This is a genomic window from Streptomyces sp. NPDC041940 (assembly GCF_055589465.1).
In genome coordinates this window covers 896,229-914,272 of the sequence record NZ_JBVJBP010000001.1, presented here as the reverse complement: position 1 = coordinate 914,272, position 18,044 = coordinate 896,229, and the positions used below count along the sequence as shown (strand labels likewise).

Here is an 18,044-nt window from a genome sequence, read left to right as displayed (position 1 = left end):
ACCCCCCCCCCCACCCCCCCCTCCTCCCCCCACCCCCCCCCCCCCCCCCCCCCCCCCCCCTCTCTCCCCCCCCCCCCCCCCCCCCCCCCCCCCCCCCCCCCCCCCCACCCCTGCACTCACATGGTCGTGCCTGCTTGGTTGATCAGAGCTGGTTGCCGACGAAGACCGTAAGGTCGACGAGGCGGTTGGAGTAGCCCCACTCGTTGTCGTACCAGCCGAGGATCTTCACCGAGTTGCCCTCCTGGACCATGGTCAGGGAGGAGTCGAAGGTGCAGGAGGCCGGGTCGCTGACGATGTCCGAGGAGACGATCTGGTCCTCGGTGTAGGCCAGGTAGCCCTTGAGGTCGCCGTCCTCGGACGCCTTCTTGAACGCGGCGTTGACCTCGTCCTTGGTGACCTCACGCTGGAGCGTCACGACCAGGTCGGTGGCCGAGCCGGTCGGGACCGGGACGCGCATCGCGATGCCGTCGAGCTTGCCCTTGAGCTGCGGCAGGACCAGCGCGGTGGCCTTCGCGGCACCCGTGGTCGTCGGGATGATGTTCTCGGCGGCGGCGCGGGCGCGACGCAGGTCCGAGTGCGGGAAGTCCAGGATGCGCTGGTCGTTGGTGTACGCGTGGACCGTCGTCATCAGGCCCTTGACGATGCCGAAGTTCTCGTCGAGGACCTTGGCCATCGGCGCCACACAGTTGGTGGTGCAGGAGGCGTTGGAGATGACGTGGTGGTTCGCCGGGTCGTACTTGTCCTGGTTGACACCCATCACGATGGTGATGTCCTCCTCCTTGGCCGGAGCCGAGATGAGGACCTTCTTGGCGCCGCCGGTGAGGTGCTTGGCGGCGTCGGCCTTCTTCGTGAAGATGCCGGTCGACTCGATGACGATGTCGACGCCCAGCTCGCCCCACGGGATGTCGGCGGGGTTGCGCTCGGAGAGCACCTTGATGGTGTGGCCGTCGACCGTGATCGTGTCTGCGGTGTGCGACACCTCTGCCTTGAGGCGGCCCAGGATGGTGTCGTACTTCAGCAGATGAGCGGTGGTCGCGGTGTCACCCAGGTCGTTGACAGCCACGATTTCGATGTCCGCACCCTGCTCCAGCAGCGCACGGAAGTAGTTGCGGCCGATGCGGCCGAAGCCGTTGATGCCTACGCGGATCGTCACGAACCGATCTCCTCGTTGGTACGCCGGCCATGAAGAGCCGGCGAGCTCTGTTTGGGATGTCCCCGACCGCCTACGACCCTACCTCCCTGAGCCCCAGGTGGTGACATCCAGATGCCCCATACACGGCAGGGCGGTCCGTACCCGCCAGTAGGGGTACGGACCGCCCACCGCTGAGAGCAAGATCACTCGATTTCGCTACACGGAGCGCATCCCTGTTGACCAGGGACGTCACCCTTTCAGGTAAGGGGTGTCACCCGTCCAGGGAAGCGAGCGCCTTCCTCATCAGTGCCTTCCGGTCGGCCGCCGCGGCGACGTGCTCCAGGCCGAAGCCCAGCAGCACGGTGTCGTCCGTGGTGACCGCGCCGAATGTCCGGAACAGCGCCCCGGTGCGCGCCCAGTCCTTGAGGACGGCCGGGCTGCCCGCGGGCGGGCCGGCCGTCTTCCAGGCGCCGAGGGAGGTCTCGAAGCCCTCGGTCTCCTTCGCCGTGCCGCCGACGACGAGCGAGGCGTCGTCGGCGAGGACGCCTCGCCCGCCGGTGCCCGGGTCGGTGACGTAGCTGATCGACAGCTCGACCGTCTTGCCGGCATAGGCGCTCAGGTCGTAGTTCACCTGCTGCCAGCCGCTGGAGGCGCCGGTGAGGCTGTGCCACTGGCCGGAGCTTCCGGTCGCGGTGCAGCCGTCGCCCGTCAGGGTGAGGTAGCGCTTCAGCCAGGGGTGCTCATTGACGTAGAACCCGGCCGCGCACTCCTCCGGCACGGTGGCCTTGGTGGCGCCGCCCGCCTCGGGCAGGGTCGTCCAGTCGTCGGCGCCGGAGGTGTGGGCCTCGAGCAGGACATGGTCGTAGCCGGGCTCGGTGTCCCACAGCAACTGGGTGCGCAGCGTGGGCTTGTCCGCCGCCGTGGTGCCGGTGAGGTCCACGGTACGGGTGAGGCGCTTGTAGCCGTCGTTGGTGTGGACGGCCGCCGCCATGGAGGAGCCCGCGTAGGGGCCGTACGGGTTCACCGTGCCGGCGAACTGTCCCGCGCCCTCGCTCGCGAACTGCGGGTACTTGTCGGCGGGCAGTTCGCCGGAGGTGACCGCGTAGGTGCCCGCCTTGTCGAGCGGGTTGCCGGGGGCGCCGGCGAGCGTGCCCGTGAAGCCGCCGAGCCCGCCGGATCCGGTGAAACCGGTCGCCCCGGGAGTCGAGGTACGGCTGTAGGCACCCAGGTAGTACTGGCCGAAGTCGTTCGACAGGGTGCCGCCGCCCAGGTCGACGCTGCCGCCGGCCTGCTCGCCCGCCTCGATCAGCCGGCCGCCCTCGTTGAGGAAGGCCCGCAGCCGGAGCTGGGTGGCGACGCCCGGGACGCCCGCACCCGTGTAGTGGACGACGGTGTCGAAGTGGCTCAGCACACCGAGCGCGTCGGGCGCGCCCTGCGTGGCGACGTCCCAGACGACCGCCTTGCGGCCGTTGGCCCTGAGCGCGTCCACGTAGCTCTGCGCCTGCGTGGCGGTGGCGCCTTCCTCGGCCACCACGAGGGTGTTCGCCCTGGGCAGCTCGGCCACGGTGTAGGTGAAGCGCTTGCTGGAGACCGGCTTCCCGTTCTTCGTCTCGCCGGTGAACCACACCTCGACCTTGTCGCCCGGGTCGCCGTCCTTGACCTTCGCCCGGTACTCGTCGAAGTAGAGGTTGTCCTCACCGCCGTACGTCTCGCCGCCCTTCCATGGCCGGAGCGCCATGTCCTCGGTGCGGCCGCCGTTGACGCGGTACCTCAGCTCCTTGTCGCGCACGGACTTGCGTGCGACGACGGAGATCTCCTGGTCGGCGCCGCGCGAGTAGGACGTGGAGAAGGCGGCCGGGGTGAAGTCGGCGGCGCTCATGCCGACCGAGGAGGACGGCCGGTCGGGGCGGGAGGCCGACTCGGCGACGGACAGCGCGAACGGGACGTTCTTCGCGAACTCCTGCTGGATCAGCTTCTCGTCGTCCGGGAAGGTGAAGACCGACCGGCAGTCGGACGCCTTCCACTCGTCGTTCGGGTCGACGTTCGAGGCGGTCGCGCAGGTCGACATCTCGGGGGTGAACATCGCCAGGCCGTTGACGTTCGCCGCGTGGCCGTCGGCCTCGCCGTTCGTCGTGTACAGCTCGGAGGAGACCTGCGGGTGGTAGCCGGGCACCGCCGGGTTCTCGGGCGTGCCGGCGAGCGCCTCGTACAGGACGTCGTCCGGGGTCGGGGTGGCCACCTGCCAGCCGACTCCGTAGAGGATGAGTTCGGCGGCGGAGTGGTAGTTGATGCCGTACGTGAAGCCGATGCGCTTCTGGAAGGCGTCCAGGGCCTTGGTCTCCGGCTCGGAGCCCGGGCTCGCGCCGCGGTAGGTCTCGCTGGTGGGGCTGGGGGACGAGCCCTCGTCGTCGTAGCCCCACTTGTAGGTGAAGTTGCGGTTGAGGTCGACGCCGTCGCCGGTGCCGATGACGCCGTCGCCGTTGTTGTCCCGCAGGTTCTTGCGCCACATGCGGTTGTCGTCGCTCTTGAAGGTGTGGTCGTAGCCGTCGGGGTTGGCCGACAGGAGGAACCACAGCTCGGTGGAGTCGACGATCTTCTTGACGCGCTTGTCCGTCTTGTACTTGCCCAGGTAATGGTGCATCAGACGCCGGGTCATCTCCGGCGTGATCCACTCGCGCGCGTGCTGGTTGGACATGTAGAGGACGGAGGGCTTGGAGCCGTCCTTCGTCTTCTTCGCGTTCTTGGTGAGCTTCAGGGCCAGGATGTCCTGGCCGCCCACCGTCCTGCCGATGGAGACGACCTTGGTGAGGCCGGGGTGCTGCTGCGCGGCCCGGAGGATCTCCTCCTTCAGGCCACCCCCTCCGCTGTACGGGCGGAACACGCCCTCGGCGGCGTTCTTGACGCGCTTCTCGGCACCTGCGGAGACCTTGTGCTCGGTGAGGCCGACGCCCTGCTTCCGAAGCTTCGTCGCCTGCTGGTCGGTGAGATAGACCTCGACGGTTCCCGTGCCCTTCTCGGGCACCTGCTCGCCGAGTTCGTGGCCGTCCTGACCGGCCGCCAGCAGCAGGGGTACCTGCTTCTGGGTGACCTCGGCCCGGAAGACCTTGACTTCGTCCGAGTCGGACGGGGCCGAACTTCCCGGTTGTGCCTGGGCAATGGGTGCGATGCTCGCTCCGCCGATCAGGAGCGCGCCGACAGCGAGGATCGATCTCGCTCTTCGTCTCATGAACCCCCCTTGCGTGGGTTCGCCACAGCAGCGAACAGATGCCAGGCTCATGACAGTCCATGATCGAGTCAAGAGTGCCTGAACGACACGCGAAAGCCGGTGCCGACCACCCAAGTGGGCGCCGGACACCGGCTGATTGACGGCCTGTGAGGTCAGCCGACGAGGTTGTCGGCGAGTTCGTCGGCGAGGTTGGACTCCGTGCCCGGGACGCCGAGGTCGGAGGCGCGCTTGTCGGCCATGGCCAGCAGGCGGCGGATCCGGCCGGCGACGGCGTCCTTGGTCAACGGCGGGTCCGCGAGCGCGCCCAGCTCCTCCAGGGAGGCCTGCTTGTGCTCCATGCGCAGCCGGCCGGCGGCGGCGAGGTGCTCGGGGACGTCGTCGGCGAGGATCTCCAGGGCACGCTGCACCCGGGCACCGGCCGCGACGGCCGCACGGGCCGAGCGGCGCAGGTTGGCGTCGTCGAAGTTGGCGAGCCGGTTCGCCGTGGCGCGCACCTCGCGGCGCATCCGGCGCTCCTCCCAGGCCAGCACCGACTCGTGGGCACCGAGCCGGGTCAGCAGGGCACCGATGGCGTCGCCGTCACGGACGACGACCCGGTCCACACCGCGCACCTCACGGGCCTTGGCGCCGATATGCAGGCGGCGGGCGGCGCCGACCAGCGCGAGCGCGGCCTCGGGGCCCGGGCACGTCACCTCCAGGGAGGAGGAGCGGCCGGGCTCGGTGAGCGAGCCGTGCGCCAGGAACGCGCCACGCCAGGCGGCCTCGGCGTCGCAGGTGGCCCCCGAGACCACCTGCGGGGGCAGGCCGCGGATCGGGCGGCCGCGCCCGTCGACCAGGCCGGTCTGGCGGGCCAGCTGGTCCCCGCCCGCGATGACACGTACGACGTAGCGGGAACCGCGGCGCAGTCCGCCGGGTGCCATCACGATCAGTTCGGAACTGTGGCCGAAGATCTCCAGGATGTCCCGCTTCAGACGGCGGGCCGCCATCGCCGTGTCCAGCTCCGCCTCGATCACAATCCGACCGCTCACCAGGTGGAGGCCGCCGGCGAACCGCAGCATGGCGGAGACCTCCGCCTTTCTGCAGCAGGTCCGGGTGACGGGGAGCCGGGAGATCTCGTCCTTCACCGCTGCCGTCATCGCCATGGGCCGATCCTTCCATGCATCCGAAAAATACGGTCGTACGCGGCGGCCAACAGCTCCGGGTCGTGCCTCGGGGTCCCGTCGGGTCTGGCCACCGGCGCCAGCTCGACCGCGGCCCCGAAGCGCTTGGCGGCGTCGGTCAGGGAGTCACGGTCGGGCACGGCGGCCTCGTCGGCCAGCACCACGTCCAGGGCGAGTTTAGGGGCGTGTCGTCCCAAAACCTCCAAATGACGCTGCGGGGAGAAGCCCTCGGTTTCTCCGGGCTGCGGGGCGAGGTTCAGGGAGAGTACCCGCCGCGCCTTGGTCTGCGTGAGCGCGTCCAGCAGCTCGGGCACGAGCAGGTGCGGGATGACCGAGGAGAACCAGGAGCCGGGGCCGAGCACCACCCAGTCCGCGTCCAGGACGGCCTCGACCGCCTCGGGCACGGCGGGCGGGTCGTGCGGCACGACGTGCACGGACTGCACCTCGCCCGGGGTGAGGGCGACGGTGGCCTGGCCGCGGACCGTGTCGACCTCCTCCGGACGCTCCGGGTCGTGCCCCTTGACCAGGGCCTGGAGCTCCAGCGGGACGGCGGACATGGGCAGCACACGCCCCTGGGCGCCCAGCAGCCGTCCGACCAGGTCGAGGGCCTGGACGTGATCGCCGAGCTGCTCCCAGAGGGCGACGATCAGCAGATTGCCGACCGCGTGCTCGTGCAGGTCGCCCTGGGACTGGAAGCGGTGCTGGATGACCCGGGCCCAGGTCTGGCCCCAGTCGTCGTCACCGCACAGCGCGGCCAGCGCCTTGCGCAGGTCGCCGGGCGGCAGTACGCCCAGCTCGTCGCGGAGCCGGCCGCTGGAGCCGCCGTCGTCGGCCACGGTGACGACGGCGGTGAGGTCACCGGTGATCCGGCGCAGTGCGGCCAGCGAGGCGGACAAGCCCATGCCGCCGCCGAGGGCGACGACCTTGGGCTGGGTGCCCCGGCGGCGCGGTCTGCCGCCCCGGGCCTCGGCGGGCCGGCCGGCCCGTGCGTCGGTGCTGCCGTCGGGCACCACCCGGCGCAGCCGGCTCAGCCGCGGAGTACGTCGTGTCATTCGCGTCCCATGTCCCGGTGTACGACCACTGTCTCCACGCCCTCGGACGCGAGCCGGGCGGCGAGCTTCTCCGACATGGCGACCGAGCGGTGCTTGCCGCCCGTGCAGCCCACGGCGATGGTCACGTAGCGCTTGCCCTCACGGCGGTAGCCGGTGGCGACGAGCTGGAGGAGCTCCGTGTACCGGTCGAGGAACTCCTTGGCTCCGGGCTGGTTGAAGACGTACCCGGAGACCTCCTCGTTGAGGCCCGTGAACGGGCGCAGCTCCGGGACCCAGTGCGGGTTCGGCAGGAAGCGGCAGTCGACGACGAGGTCGGCGTCGACCGGCAGGCCGTACTTGTAGCCGAAGGACATCACCGTGGCCCGCAGCTCCGGCTCCTCCTCGCCGGCGAACTGGGCGTCCATCTTGGCGCGCAGCTCGTGCACATTCAGGCTGGAGGTGTCGATCACCAGGTCGGCGTCGCCGCGCAGCTCGCGCAGCAGTTCGCGCTCGGCGTCGATGCCGTCGACGATCCGGCCGTCGCCCTGGAGGGGGTGCGGGCGGCGGACCGACTCGAAGCGGCGCACCAGGGCCTCGTCCGAGGACTCCAGGAAGACGATCCTCCGGGTGACGTTCTTCGCCTCCAGGTCGGCGAGGGAGTCGCGGAGGTTGTCGAAGAAGCGGCGGCCGCGGACGTCGACGACGACGGCGATCCGGGCCACGTTGCCCTGGGAGCGGGCGCCGAGCTCCACCATGGTGGGGATCAGCGCGGGCGGCAGGTTGTCGACGACGAACCAGCCGAGGTCCTCCAGGCACTTCGCGGCCGTCGAGCGGCCGGCCCCGGACATGCCGGAGATGATCACCAGCTCGGGGATGGCCGTGTCCGGGACCGGGGCCTTGTCGTTGGGTGTGCCCGTGCTCACCTGTGCTCCGTCTCCGGCTTGCTGTTCTTGCGCGTCGTGCTCGTTCACACTCATGTCTCCTGCCCCCGTCGTTCGTCCGGGGCGCCCATCGTCACGGGTTCCCCACTGGCACCCATGGTGCCGGGTTCCGCGCCGGTTTCCGTGCCGGGTTCCTCTTCCATGATCTCTCCGGTCGCCGTGTTGACGGCGGGTGCGGCCGGGGCCGCCTGCGTGAGGGCCACCGCGATGGTCTCGGCGGTCTTGCGGCCTATGCCGGGAACCTCACAGATCTGGTCGATGGTGGCGGACCGCAATTTCTTCAACGAACCGAAGTGTTTCAGGAGTGCCTGCTTCCGCGTGTCCCCGAGTCCCGGCACGTCGTCCAGGGGGCTGGAGCGGAAGCGCTTGGCCCGCTTCGCGCGCTGGTAGGTGATCGCGAACCGGTGGGCCTCGTCACGGACCCGCTGGAGCAGGTACAGGCCCTCGCTGGTGCGGGGCAGGACCACCGGGTCGTCGTCGCCGGGCACCCAGACCTCCTCCAGGCGCTTGGCGAGGCCGCACACGGCGATGTCGTCGATGCCGAGCTCGTCCAGGGCCCGCCGGGCGGCCGCGACCTGGGGGGCGCCGCCGTCGACGACGACGAGCTGGGGCGGGTAGGCGAACTTCCTGGGGCGGCCGTCGTCCTCGGTGAGGCCGGGTCCGACGATCTCGCCGTTGCTGTTGATCTCAGGGGTGTCGGCCTCGGGGGTGTCCGCGCCCTCGCCGTCGGTCCACTCCCCCGTCTTCTCCTTCTCGGCGAGGTAGCGCCGGAAGCGGCGGGTGATCACCTCGTGCATGGAGCGGACGTCGTCCTGGCCTGCGAAGCCCTTGATCTGGAAGCGGCGGTACTCGCTCTTGCGGGCGAGGCCGTCCTCGAAGACGACCATGGAGGCCACGACGTCGTCGCCCTGGAGGTGGGAGATGTCGTAGCACTCGATCCTGAGCGGGGCGCTGTCCAGGTCGAGGGCGTCGGCGATCTCCTCCAGGGCACGCGAGCGCGTGGTCAGGTCGGAGGCGCGCTTGGTCTTGTGCAGGACGAGCGCCTGCTGTGCGTTGCGCTGGACCGTCTCCATGAGGGCCTTCTTGTCGCCGCGCTGCGGGACGCGCAGGGAGACGATCGAGCCGCGCCGCCCGGTGAGCCACTCCTGGACGGGCTCCACCGGGTCGGGCAGGGCCGGGACCAGGACCTCCTTGGGGACGGCGTCGCCGGTCTCCTCGCCGTAGAGCTGCTGCAGGGCGTGCTCCACGAGGGCGCCGGTGGTGATCTCCTCCACCTTGTCGGTGACCCAGCCGCGCTGGCCGCGCACGCGTCCGCCGCGCACGTGGAAGATCTGGACGGCCGCCTCCAGCTCGTCCTCGGCGACCGCGATCAGATCGGCGTCGGTCGCGTCGGCCAGCACGACCGCGCTCTTCTCCATGGCCTTCCTCAGGGCCCCGATGTCGTCGCGCAGCCGGGCCGCCCGCTCGTACTCCATCTCCTCGGCCGCCTCGCCCATCTGCTTCTCCAGGCGGCGGATGTAGGTGTTCGTCCGGCCGGTCATGAAGTCGCAGAACTCGTCGGCCAGTTCGCGGTGCTCCTCGGCGGACACCCGGTCCACGCAAGGGGCGGAGCACTTTCCGATGTAGCCGAGGAGGCAGGGGCGGCCGGTCCGGGCCGCGTTCTTGAAGACACCGGCCGAGCAGGTGCGCACGGGGAAGACGCGCAGCAGGAGGTCGACCGTGTCGCGGATGGCCCACGCGTGCCCGTAGGGCCCGAAGTAGCGGACGCCCTTCTTCTTGTGACCGCGCATCACCTGCACGCGCGGGTACTCCTCGTTCATCGTCACCGCGAGGTACGGGTAGCTCTTGTCGTCGCGGTACTTGACGTTGAACCGGGGGTCGTACTCCTTGATCCAGGAGTACTCCAGCTGGAGCGCCTCGACCTCCGTGGACACCACCGTCCACTCCACGGACGCGGCCGTGGTGACCATGGTCCGGGTGCGCGGGTGCATTCCCGCCAGGTCCTGGAAGTAGTTCGCCAGGCGCTGGCGCAGGCTCTTCGCCTTTCCGACGTAGATCACCCGGCGGTGCTCGTCGCGGAACCTGTAGACCCCCGGCGTGTCGGGGATCTCGCCCGGTTTGGGGCGGTAGCTGGAGGGGTCGGCCATGTCTCACACCCTACTGGCGAGCACCGACAGTCCGACGGGAGCGCGGGGCACGATCACGGGCTTGGCGGGTGGCAGTTTCCAACGGCATGTCCCGCCGCGGGGATTACGGCGGGCCGGTAGCGGGAATGCAGGCTTCCCACGGGGACACGGCGGCGTCCGGCGGACGAGGGCCGTGTCGGTGCAGGCACAGGTTGTCAGTGCGGACCGGCCGCTTCCACGCGGAGCGGGCGGGCCACGGGTCGGAGGGCTGCGCAGATGAAGCAGATGCGGATCGAGAAAACCCGGCGGACGGTCCGTGCCCGCCGGTACGCGGACGAGGCGTTCGCGCTGCGCGACGCCCTGGACCCGCGCGACCCCGACATAGTCCGGGCCAAGCGTCTCGCCCTCGAGGAACAGGGCGGAAGCGACCGCTCCTAGGAACCCGCCGTCTGCCGCGAACGCCCGGGGTGTGCGCCCCGGGCGTTCGCATGTCCGGACGGGCGTACATCACTGTCCGGCATCAGGTGTTGTCGGGACCAGGTCAACACGCTTCAATGCGGTGGAACTCGGGGCCCTGAACGACGACGTACGGATGTGAAGACCCGCCGTGCGCCGGCGGGACGGCCCCGGGCGGCCAGTGCGAACGGTCTGACCAGCCGTTGCCGACTCAGAGAGAGGCCCCTGCATGCCGCACGCCACACAGCACGCGGACATCGCCACCGCGGACCTGGACTCGGCCCTGCGAGGCGGCCCCTTCCACGTCGCCCTGCGTGCGGCGATCGCAGCCCGTGGGCTGCCGCTGCAACGCGTGCAGCACCATCTGTCCCGCCACGGCGTGAAGGTCGGTGTCACGAGCCTGAGTTACTGGCAGCAGGGGGCCAGGCGTCCGCAGCGCCCCGAGTCGCTGCGAGCGGTCCGCGCGCTGGAAGAGATCCTGGAGCTTCCCGAGGAGTCGCTGATCCGGCTGCTCGCCGAGTCCGACAACGGCCCGTCCGGGCAACGGTCAGCGGCCCGGTCCTATCGCTCCCTCGTCGAGGCCTCCGGGGTGCTGGACCAGTTGCTGGCCGAGCTGGACTGCCCGCCGGACGGGGGCCTGCACACTCTCGGGCACCACGAGCGGCTGCGGATCGGGGCGCGGCGCGAGCTTGCCGAACGCGAGTCGCACCACATCGTGCGCGCCCACCGGGACGGCATCGACCGCTTCGTCGCCGTCCACCACGGCGACCGGGGAGCCGTGCCCGAGCGCATGCGGGTGCATGCCCTGGAGAACTGTCGTACGGGACGAGTCCGTTGGCACCTCGACACCGGAGTGCTCGCCGCCGAGCTGCTCTTCGACACCCGGCTGCGGGCCGGGGACACCTTCCTGTTCCGCTACGGCGTCGAGGACGGGACGGCGGACGAGTCACGCGAGTACGTCCGCGGTTTCGACGTCCCCGGCGGCCAGTACGCGCTCCAGGTGTGTTTCGACGCGGCGGCCCTCCCGGTGCGCTGTCACCGGTTCGCGCAGCACTCGGCGGCGGCGCCGCGCAATGGCTGCCAGGAGCTGGCACTGAGCGGACGGCACCGGTCGGTGCACGTGGTCGAGCCGCGGGTGCGGGCTGGGTTTCTGGGGATCGGCTGGGACTGGGAGTAGGCGTCACGACGGCGGAGCCGTGTCCGGTCTGCGGTCGCGATGACGGTCTCGTGACGTAAACGTTTGCGCAAGCGTTTACGTCTGTCGTCGGATGCGATACGTTCCCCGCCGGGCCACCGGGAGCGGAGGAGGGAACGGCATGGCGACCATGGCCGATGTCGCGCGGAGCGCCGGTGTCTCCGTGGCGACCGTCTCGCACGTGCTGAACGGCACCCGGCCGGTGCTGCCGCACACCCGCCAGGCGGTCCTGGACGCCGTGGAGGAGCTCGGCTACACCACGAACACGCTGGCCCGTTCCCTGGTGACGTCCCGCACCCGTTCCATCGGGCTTGCGGTGTCGGCCATCAGTAATCCGTACTTCACGGAGATCCTCCAGGGGGTCGAGGCCAGTGCCCTGGAACACGGCTACAGCCTGTTGATCGCCGATCCGCACGACGACCCGGAGCACGAGCGCAAGGTCGTCCGGCTGCTGCACGAGCGCCGAGTGGACGGCATGATCGTCGCACCCTCGGCGGATCCGCGCGGGCTGCTGGCGTACCTGGGGCGGCACGACGTACCGGCGGTGTTCCTCGACCGGCTGGTGGACGCCCCGGCGGCGGGCGGCGGTCCGCGTTTCGACCAGGTGTGCGCCGACAACGCCGAACCGACGTCCCGGCTGGTCACCCATCTCGCCGGCCTCGGCCACCGGCGGATCGGGCTGGTGGCGGGGCGGCCGGGGCTCAGCACCACGAGCGAGCGGATCACCGGCTACCGCAGCGGCCTCGCCTTCGCGGGACTGGCGTACGACGAACGGCTCCTGGTGCACGGCGACTCGGAGTCGGCCGGTGGCGAACAGGCCACCGCGGCCCTGTTGTCCCTCGCCGTGCCGCCCACCGCGCTGGTCACCGGCAACAACGCCATGACCATCGGGGCGTTGCGTGCCCTGCGCGCCCGCGGCCTGTCCGTACCGGGCGACATCGCGCTGTGCTGCTTCGACGACTTCGCCTGGGCGGATCTGTTCTCGCCCCGGCTCACCGCGATCGCGCAGCCCAGCAAGGACATCGGCGCCCGCTCCGTACGCGTGCTCCTGGAGCGTCTCGCCGAGCCGGACCGGCCGGCGCGTACCGTGCGGCTCGCCTCCGCCTTCGTCCACCGCACCTCGTGCGGCTGCCCCGACGAGTCCGGGCGATCCGTCCGGTCCGAGCAGTCCGCTCAGCCCGAGAGAGGAACCGTCGCATGATCGTCGTCGCCGGTGAGGCACTGATCGACCTGGTACCGCGGGGCGCGGGTGCCCTGGCGGCGCTGCAGCCGGCGCTCGGCGGCGGCCCGTACAACACGGCCGTGGCGCTGGGCCGTCTCGGCTCCCCCGCCGCCTTCTGCTCCCGGGTGTCGTCCGACGCCTTCGGGGAGGCGCTGCTGGACCGGCTGCGCGAGACCGGGGTCGACGTGTCGTCGGTGCAGCGCGGCGCCGAGCCGACGACCCTCGCCGTCGCCACGGTCGGCGTGGACGGTTCGGCGGCGTACTCCTTCTATGTGGACGGGACGGCGGACCGGCTGTTCGCGGCGCCCTCCGCGCTGCCTTCGGGCACCCGTGCGGTCTCCTTCGGCACCTGCTCGCTGGTGCTGGAGCCGGGGGCGAGCGCGTACGAGGAGCTGATGCGTTCGGCGGCCGCGCGGGGCGTGTTCACCGCGCTGGACCCGAACATCAGGGCCGGGCTGATCCCGAACGCGGACGCCTACCGGGCGCGGTTCAAGAGCTGGCTGCCGTCGGTGTCGCTGCTGAAGCTGTCCGCCGAGGACGCCCAGTGGCTCAGGGGCACGCCCCAGGAGTGGCTGGCGGCGGGCCCGGCAGCGGTCGTGATCACCCGGGGCGGCGACGGGCTGACCGTCTTCACCGCCGACGGCGGCGAGTACGCGGTGCCGGGCGAGCGGGTGGAGGTCGTGGACACGATCGGCGCGGGCGACACCGTCAACGCGGCGCTGCTGCACGGGCTGGCGGTACGCGACGCGCTCAGCGAGCGGGCACTGGCCGCACTGGGGTCCGAGGGCTGGATGGAACTGCTGGGCTTCGCGGCCCGCGCCGCCGCGCTCACCTGCTCACGGGCCGGGGCGGAGCCGCCGTACGCGCACGAGCTGGACGGCTGAAGCCGGTCAGCCGGCCTCGCCCACGGCCCGCAGCGCGCCGGGGCGGCGGCCGTCGAGGCGGTCCAGGGCGGCGGCCGTGGCATCGTCGGCGGGCAGATGGACGATCACGCGCTGGCCCTCGTCGGGCAGCACGAGCGTCTCGTGCAGCAGTCGCAGCGATCCGGCCTCCGGGTGCTCGATGTGCTGGGAGACCGTCCGCCGCGGGGCCAGGGCGAGGTCCGCGAACCGGTCGGCGAAGTCCGCCCCCGCCGTCACCGTCAGCTCGTCGGCCAACTCGGCGACGTGCGGATCCCGGAGCGGGGCCCCGTGCCGGAGCCGGGCGACGAGGTCGTCGGCCACCCGGTCCCAGTCGCGGTAGGCGACCCGGGCCCGCTCGTCGGTGAACAGGTACCGGAGCAGGTTGGGCCGCTCGTCGTCGAGCACGCCGATGGGGCCGGCCAGCCGCTCGTAGCCCGCGGTGTGGGCGAGGATGTCACCGATCCAGTTGACCACCAGCGCGGGGGTCGGCTCCAGGCGGTCGAGCACGGACCGGACAGTGGGGCGCGCGGTGCGGCCGAGCGACGGAGCCGCCGCGCAGACCAGCGGGTCGCCGCCGTCCGCCTCCTTGGTCAGGCGGCGCAGCAGCATCCGGTCGTTGAGCGTCAGGTGCAGGGCGTCGGCGAGGGCGCCGAGCACCTGGGCGGAGGGGTTGCGGTCGCGTCCCTGTTCCAGCCGGGTGAGGTACTCGACGCTGACGCCGGCGAGCGTGGCCAGTTCGGCGCGCCGCAGACCCGGGGTGCGGCGCCGCTGCCCGGTGGGCAGCCCCACCTCGGCGGGGCTGACGGCTTCACGCCGGGTGCGCAGGAAGGTGCCCAACTCGTTGTCGCTCACCCGCCGAACGTACAACGCGCCCGGGCCGGGATCGTGGCCCTGCCACTACCAGGCTCCGGACGGTCTCCCTCCCGGACCGCCCGGCTCTCAGGGTGGAACACATGACGAATGACATCGCTGCCGCCGCCACCGCCCTGCCGCTGACTCCGGGGGACTGGGCCCTGGACCCGTTCCACTCCTCCGTGAACTTCACCATCCGTCACCTCGGCATCGCCAAGGTCCGGGGTCGTTTCGAGCGGTTGGAGGCCGAACTCTCCGTCGGGGAACGGGTGGAGGACGTACGGGTCTCCGCGACCGTCGACCTGGCCTCGATCGACACGGGCAATGCCGACCGGGACGCGCATGTCCGCGCCTCCGACCTCCTCGATGTCGAGAAGCGCCCGACGATGACTTACCGCTCGACGCGGGTGTCGGGTGAGGGCGAGGACTGGACGATGGAGGGTGAGCTGACCATCGGCGGGGTGACCCGGCCGGTGACGCTCGCCGTGGAGTTCGGCGGGCTGGTCGAGGTGCCCATGGACGGCAGCCGGCATGCCGGGTTCGAGGCGACGGGCGAGATCCGACGCAGCGAGTTCGGGCTCGACTTCGCTCCCGGTCTGCTCGGGGAAGTGGTGAAGATCCAGCTCGACATGCAGTTCGTGGAGCCGAAGAACGACTGAACGTCGTGAGGACGGCCGAGGCGCTGTGCCCCGCGGGGGATCGTCACCGATGATCCCGTGGGGGCACAGCGCCTCAGCGCGGTTCTCAGCTCTTGCTGGTCCGCGTCGTCTTCTTCGCGGCGGTCTTCGTCGCCGTCTTCTTCGCCCTGGCCTGCGCCGGGACCGTCTTCTTCGCCGCCGTCTTCTTCGCCGGCGCCTTGCGCGGTGCCCGTACCGAGGACGCGTCGCTGATGCGGTCGGCGCCGAGGACCTCCTGGAGGAACTTGCCGGTGTGACTGGTCGGGACCGCGGCGACCTGCTCGGGAGTGCCCTCGGCGACGACCAGGCCGCCGCCCGCACCGCCCTCGGGGCCCATGTCGACGATCCAGTCGGCGGTCTTGATCACGTCGAGGTTGTGCTCGATGACGATGACCGTGTTGCCCTTGTCGACCAGCCCGGACAGGACCGTCAGCAGCTTGCTGATGTCCTCGAAGTGCAGACCGGTGGTCGGCTCGTCCAGGACGTAGACCGTGCGGCCGGTGGAGCGGCGCTGGAGCTCGCTGGCGAGCTTGACGCGCTGGGCCTCACCGCCGGACAGGGTGGTCGCGGACTGGCCGAGCCGGACGTAGCCGAGGCCGACGTCCTTCAGGGTCTTCATATGGCGGGAGATCGCGGGGACCGCCTCGAAGAACTCCGTGGCCTCCTCGATCGGCATGTTCAGGACGTCGGCGATGGACTTGCCCTTGTAGTGGACCTCCAGGGTCTCCCGGTTGTACCGGGCGCCGTGGCAGACCTCGCACGGGACGTACACGTCCGGGAGGAAGTTCATCTCGATCTTGATGGTGCCGTCGCCCGAGCAGTTCTCGCAGCGGCCGCCCTTGACGTTGAAGGAGAAGCGGCCGGGCAGGTAGCCGCGGACCTTCGCCTCGGTGGTCTCGGCGAACAGCTTGCGGATGTGGTCGAAGACGCCGGTGTAGGTGGCCGGGTTGGAGCGCGGGGTGCGGCCGATGGGCGACTGGTCGACGTGCACGACCTTGTCGACGAGGTCGTCGCCGTCCACGCGCGTGTGCCGCCCGGGCACGCTCCTCGCGCCGTTCAGCTCGCGGGCCAGGTGTGTGTACAGGATGTCGTTGACCAGCGTCGACTTGCCGGAGCCGGACACGCCGGTGACGGCGGTGAGCACGCCCAGCGGGAAGGACACGTCGATGTCCTGGAGGTTGTTCTCCCGGGCGCCGTGCACCGTGAGCTGCCGGGACGGGTCCAGCGGGCGCCGGATGTCGGGCAGCGGGATGGCCTTCTTGCCGGACAGGTACTGACCGGTCTGCGACTCGGCGTTGGCGAGCAGGTCCTTCAGGGAGCCGCTGTGCACCACCTTGCCGCCGTGCTCACCGGCGCCGGGGCCGATGTCGACGATCCAGTCGGCGGTCTTGATGGTGTCCTCGTCGTGCTCGACGACGATGAGCGTGTTGCCCATGTCGCGCAGCCGGACCAGGGTCTCGATCAGGCGGTGGTTGTCGCGCTGGTGCAGGCCGATGGACGGCTCGTCGAGGACGTACAGGACGCCGACCAGGCCGGAGCCGATCTGGGTGGCCAGGCGGATGCGCTGGGCCTCGCCGCCGGAGAGGGTGCCGGCCGCGCGGTTCAGCGAGAGGTAGTCCAGGCCGACGTCGACCAGGAACCGCAGCCGTTCGTTGACCTCCTTCAGCACGCGCTCGGCGATCTTCTTGTCGCGGGCCGTGAGCTTCAGCTCGCCCAGGAAGTCCGCGCAGTCGCTGATCGACATCGCGGAGACCTCGGCGATGGACCTGTCCATGATCGTGACCGCGAGGACGATCGGCTTGAGGCGCGTGCCCTCACAGGTGGGGCAGGGCACCTCACGCATGTAGCCCTCGAAGCGCTCACGGCTGGAGTCGCTCTCGGCCTCGCTGTGCCGCCGCTTGACGAAGGGGATGGCGCCCTCGAAGGCCGTGGTGTACCGGCGCTCGCGTCCGTAGCGGTTGCGGTAGCGGACCTCGACCTGGGTCTTGTGGCCGTGCAGCAGGGCCTTCTTGGCGCGCTGCGGCAGGCCCGCGAAGGGGATGTCCGTACGGAAGCCCAGCGCGTCGGCGAGCGCTCCGATGAGGCGGCCGAAGTAGTCCTTGGTGTGGCCGTGCGACCAGGGGTGAATGGCGCCCTCGTCGAGGCTCTTGTCCTCGTCCGGGACGATCAGCTCCGCGTCGACCTCCATGCGCGTGCCGATGCCGGAGCAGTCCGGGCAGGCGCCGAAGGGCGAGTTGAAGGAGAAGGAGCGGGGCTCCAGCTCCTCGAACGAGAGGTCGTCGTACGGGCAGTACAGGTGCTCCGAGTACATGCGCTCGCGCTCGGGGTCGTCCTCGGGGAGGTCGACGAAGTCGAGCACGACCATGCCGCCGGACAGGCCGAGCGCGGTCTCCACGGAGTCGGTGAGGCGGCGCTTGGCGCCCTCCTTGACCGTGAGGCGGTCGACGACCACCTCGATGGTGTGCTTCTCCTGCTTCTTCAGCGTCGGCGGGTTCGACAGCTGGATGGTCTCGCCGTCCACGCGCGCGCGGGAGTAGCCCTTGGTCTGGAGCTCGGCGAAGAGGTCGACGAACTCGCCCTTGCGCTCGCGCACCAGCGGCGACAGCACCTGGAAGCGGCTGCCCTCCGGCAGCTCCAGGACCTTGTCGACGATGGCCTGCGGCGACTGGCGGGAGATCGGGCGGCTGCACTCGGGGCAGTGCGGCTTGCCGATGCGCGCGAAGAGCAGACGGAGGTAGTCGTAGACCTCGGTGATGGTGCCGACCGTGGAGCGCGGGTTGCGCGAGGTCGACTTCTGGTCGATGGAGACCGCCGGGGAGAGGCCCTCGATGAAGTCGACGTCCGGCTTGTCCATCTGGCCGAGGAACTGCCGGGCGTAGGAGGAGAGCGACTCCACGTAGCGCCGCTGTCCCTCGGCGAAGATGGTGTCGAAGGCCAGCGAGGACTTGCCCGACCCCGACAGGCCCGTGAAGACGATGAGCGAGTCGCGCGGGAGGTCGAGCGAGACGTTCTTGAGGTTGTGCTCGCGCGCTCCACGAACGATGAGACGGTCGGCCACGCCGGTCCGCACCTTTCTTGAGAGAAGTGACAGGGGCGGGGCCCCCGTCTTTCTCAGACTAGGGGG

13 protein-coding genes are annotated in these 18,044 nt (G+C 70.7%); 5 read left to right on the top strand and 8 right to left on the bottom strand.

All coding sequences use genetic code 11. From position 1 onward, the window contains the following. Positions 1-142: 142 nt before the first annotated feature. The 6 genes from gap to uvrC form a co-directional block, all read right to left on the bottom strand. Complete coding sequence (gene gap, locus ACZ6I3_RS03970; protein ID WP_468193274.1) at positions 143-1,153, bottom strand: type I glyceraldehyde-3-phosphate dehydrogenase; 1,011 nt, start codon at positions 1,151-1,153, stop codon at positions 143-145. Between the two features lie 250 nt (positions 1,154-1,403). Continuing rightward, positions 1,404-4,358 carry a M14 family metallopeptidase gene (locus tag ACZ6I3_RS03965; protein ID WP_469411419.1) on the bottom strand — a complete coding sequence of 985 codons (2,955 nt, stop codon included), beginning with the start codon at positions 4,356-4,358 and terminating at the stop codon, positions 1,404-1,406. Positions 4,359-4,510: 152 nt separating this feature from the next. Then, a complete protein-coding gene (whiA, locus tag ACZ6I3_RS03960) occupies positions 4,511-5,500 on the bottom strand; it encodes a DNA-binding protein WhiA (RefSeq protein WP_469411417.1) in 990 nt (329 codons plus the stop codon). Next, positions 5,491-6,570 carry a gluconeogenesis factor YvcK family protein gene (locus ACZ6I3_RS03955; protein ID WP_189731002.1) on the bottom strand — a complete coding sequence of 360 codons (1,080 nt, stop codon included), beginning with the start codon at positions 6,568-6,570 and terminating at the stop codon, positions 5,491-5,493. Before ACZ6I3_RS03955 ends, whiA begins: the two co-directional genes overlap by 10 nt. Then, positions 6,567-7,526, bottom strand: a complete 960-nt coding sequence (rapZ, locus tag ACZ6I3_RS03950; protein ID WP_469411416.1) for an RNase adapter RapZ — start codon at positions 7,524-7,526, stop codon at positions 6,567-6,569. The genes ACZ6I3_RS03955 and rapZ overlap by 4 nt, the downstream gene beginning before the upstream one ends. Further along, positions 7,523-9,637 carry an excinuclease ABC subunit UvrC gene (gene uvrC / locus ACZ6I3_RS03945; RefSeq protein WP_469411414.1) on the bottom strand — a complete coding sequence of 705 codons (2,115 nt, stop codon included), beginning with the start codon at positions 9,635-9,637 and terminating at the stop codon, positions 7,523-7,525. The genes rapZ and uvrC overlap by 4 nt, the downstream gene beginning before the upstream one ends. 264 nt (positions 9,638-9,901) lie before the next feature. On the opposite strand from uvrC, the gene ACZ6I3_RS03940 reads away from it, so the two are divergent. The 4 genes from ACZ6I3_RS03940 (at position 9,902) to ACZ6I3_RS03925 (ending at position 13,373) form a co-directional block, all read left to right on the top strand. Then, the gene (locus ACZ6I3_RS03940) at positions 9,902-10,054 is read left to right on the top strand and encodes a hypothetical protein (protein WP_184597020.1); all 153 of its coding nucleotides are present in this window, start codon (positions 9,902-9,904) and stop codon (positions 10,052-10,054) included. A 247-nt stretch (positions 10,055-10,301) separates the two neighbouring features. Continuing rightward, the gene (locus ACZ6I3_RS03935; protein WP_469411412.1) at positions 10,302-11,249 is read left to right on the top strand and encodes a hypothetical protein; all 948 of its coding nucleotides are present in this window, start codon (positions 10,302-10,304) and stop codon (positions 11,247-11,249) included. A gap of 139 nt (positions 11,250-11,388) precedes the next feature. After that, positions 11,389-12,468 (top strand): LacI family DNA-binding transcriptional regulator, encoded by a 1,080-nt coding sequence (locus tag ACZ6I3_RS03930; RefSeq protein WP_469411410.1) that lies wholly within the window; start codon positions 11,389-11,391, stop codon positions 12,466-12,468. Then, positions 12,465-13,373: a carbohydrate kinase family protein gene (locus tag ACZ6I3_RS03925; RefSeq protein WP_469411408.1), complete on the top strand. Its 909-nt coding sequence runs from the start codon at positions 12,465-12,467 to the stop codon at positions 13,371-13,373. Before ACZ6I3_RS03930 ends, ACZ6I3_RS03925 begins: the two co-directional genes overlap by 4 nt. 6 nt (positions 13,374-13,379) lie before the next feature. Here the strand turns inward: ACZ6I3_RS03925 and ACZ6I3_RS03920 are convergent, their stop codons facing one another. Then, complete coding sequence (locus ACZ6I3_RS03920) at positions 13,380-14,243, bottom strand: helix-turn-helix domain-containing protein (protein WP_469411405.1); 864 nt, start codon at positions 14,241-14,243, stop codon at positions 13,380-13,382. 101 nt (positions 14,244-14,344) lie between these two features. On the opposite strand from ACZ6I3_RS03920, the gene ACZ6I3_RS03915 reads away from it, so the two are divergent. Next, positions 14,345-14,902: a YceI family protein gene (locus tag ACZ6I3_RS03915; protein ID WP_469411403.1), complete on the top strand. Its 558-nt coding sequence runs from the start codon at positions 14,345-14,347 to the stop codon at positions 14,900-14,902. An 85-nt stretch (positions 14,903-14,987) separates the two neighbouring features. Here ACZ6I3_RS03915 and uvrA read toward each other — a convergent pair whose 3' ends face one another. Continuing rightward, positions 14,988-17,978, bottom strand: a complete 2,991-nt coding sequence (uvrA, locus tag ACZ6I3_RS03910; protein ID WP_469411401.1) for an excinuclease ABC subunit UvrA — start codon at positions 17,976-17,978, stop codon at positions 14,988-14,990. Between the last annotated feature and the right edge of the window lie 66 nt (positions 17,979-18,044).

Bases quoted from the DNA above. Each gene is read 5' to 3' on its own strand.
- ACZ6I3_RS03965 (WP_469411419.1), bottom strand. From the start codon at position 4,358: ATGAGACGAAGAGCGAGATCGATCCTCGCTGTCGGCGCGCTCCTGATC.
- whiA (WP_469411417.1), bottom strand. From the start codon at position 5,500: ATGGCGATGACGGCAGCGGTGAAGGACGAGATCTCCCGGCTCCCCGTC.
- ACZ6I3_RS03955 (WP_189731002.1), bottom strand. From the start codon at position 6,570: ATGACACGACGTACTCCGCGGCTGAGCCGGCTGCGCCGGGTGGTGCCC.
- rapZ (WP_469411416.1), bottom strand. From the start codon at position 7,526: ATGAGTGTGAACGAGCACGACGCGCAAGAACAGCAAGCCGGAGACGGA.
- uvrC (WP_469411414.1), bottom strand. From the start codon at position 9,637: ATGGCCGACCCCTCCAGCTACCGCCCCAAACCGGGCGAGATCCCCGAC.
- ACZ6I3_RS03940 (WP_184597020.1), top strand. From the start codon at position 9,902: ATGCGGATCGAGAAAACCCGGCGGACGGTCCGTGCCCGCCGGTACGCG.
- ACZ6I3_RS03935 (WP_469411412.1), top strand. From the start codon at position 10,302: ATGCCGCACGCCACACAGCACGCGGACATCGCCACCGCGGACCTGGAC.
- ACZ6I3_RS03930 (WP_469411410.1), top strand. From the start codon at position 11,389: ATGGCGACCATGGCCGATGTCGCGCGGAGCGCCGGTGTCTCCGTGGCG.
- ACZ6I3_RS03925 (WP_469411408.1), top strand. From the start codon at position 12,465: ATGATCGTCGTCGCCGGTGAGGCACTGATCGACCTGGTACCGCGGGGC.
- ACZ6I3_RS03915 (WP_469411403.1), top strand. From the start codon at position 14,345: ATGACGAATGACATCGCTGCCGCCGCCACCGCCCTGCCGCTGACTCCG.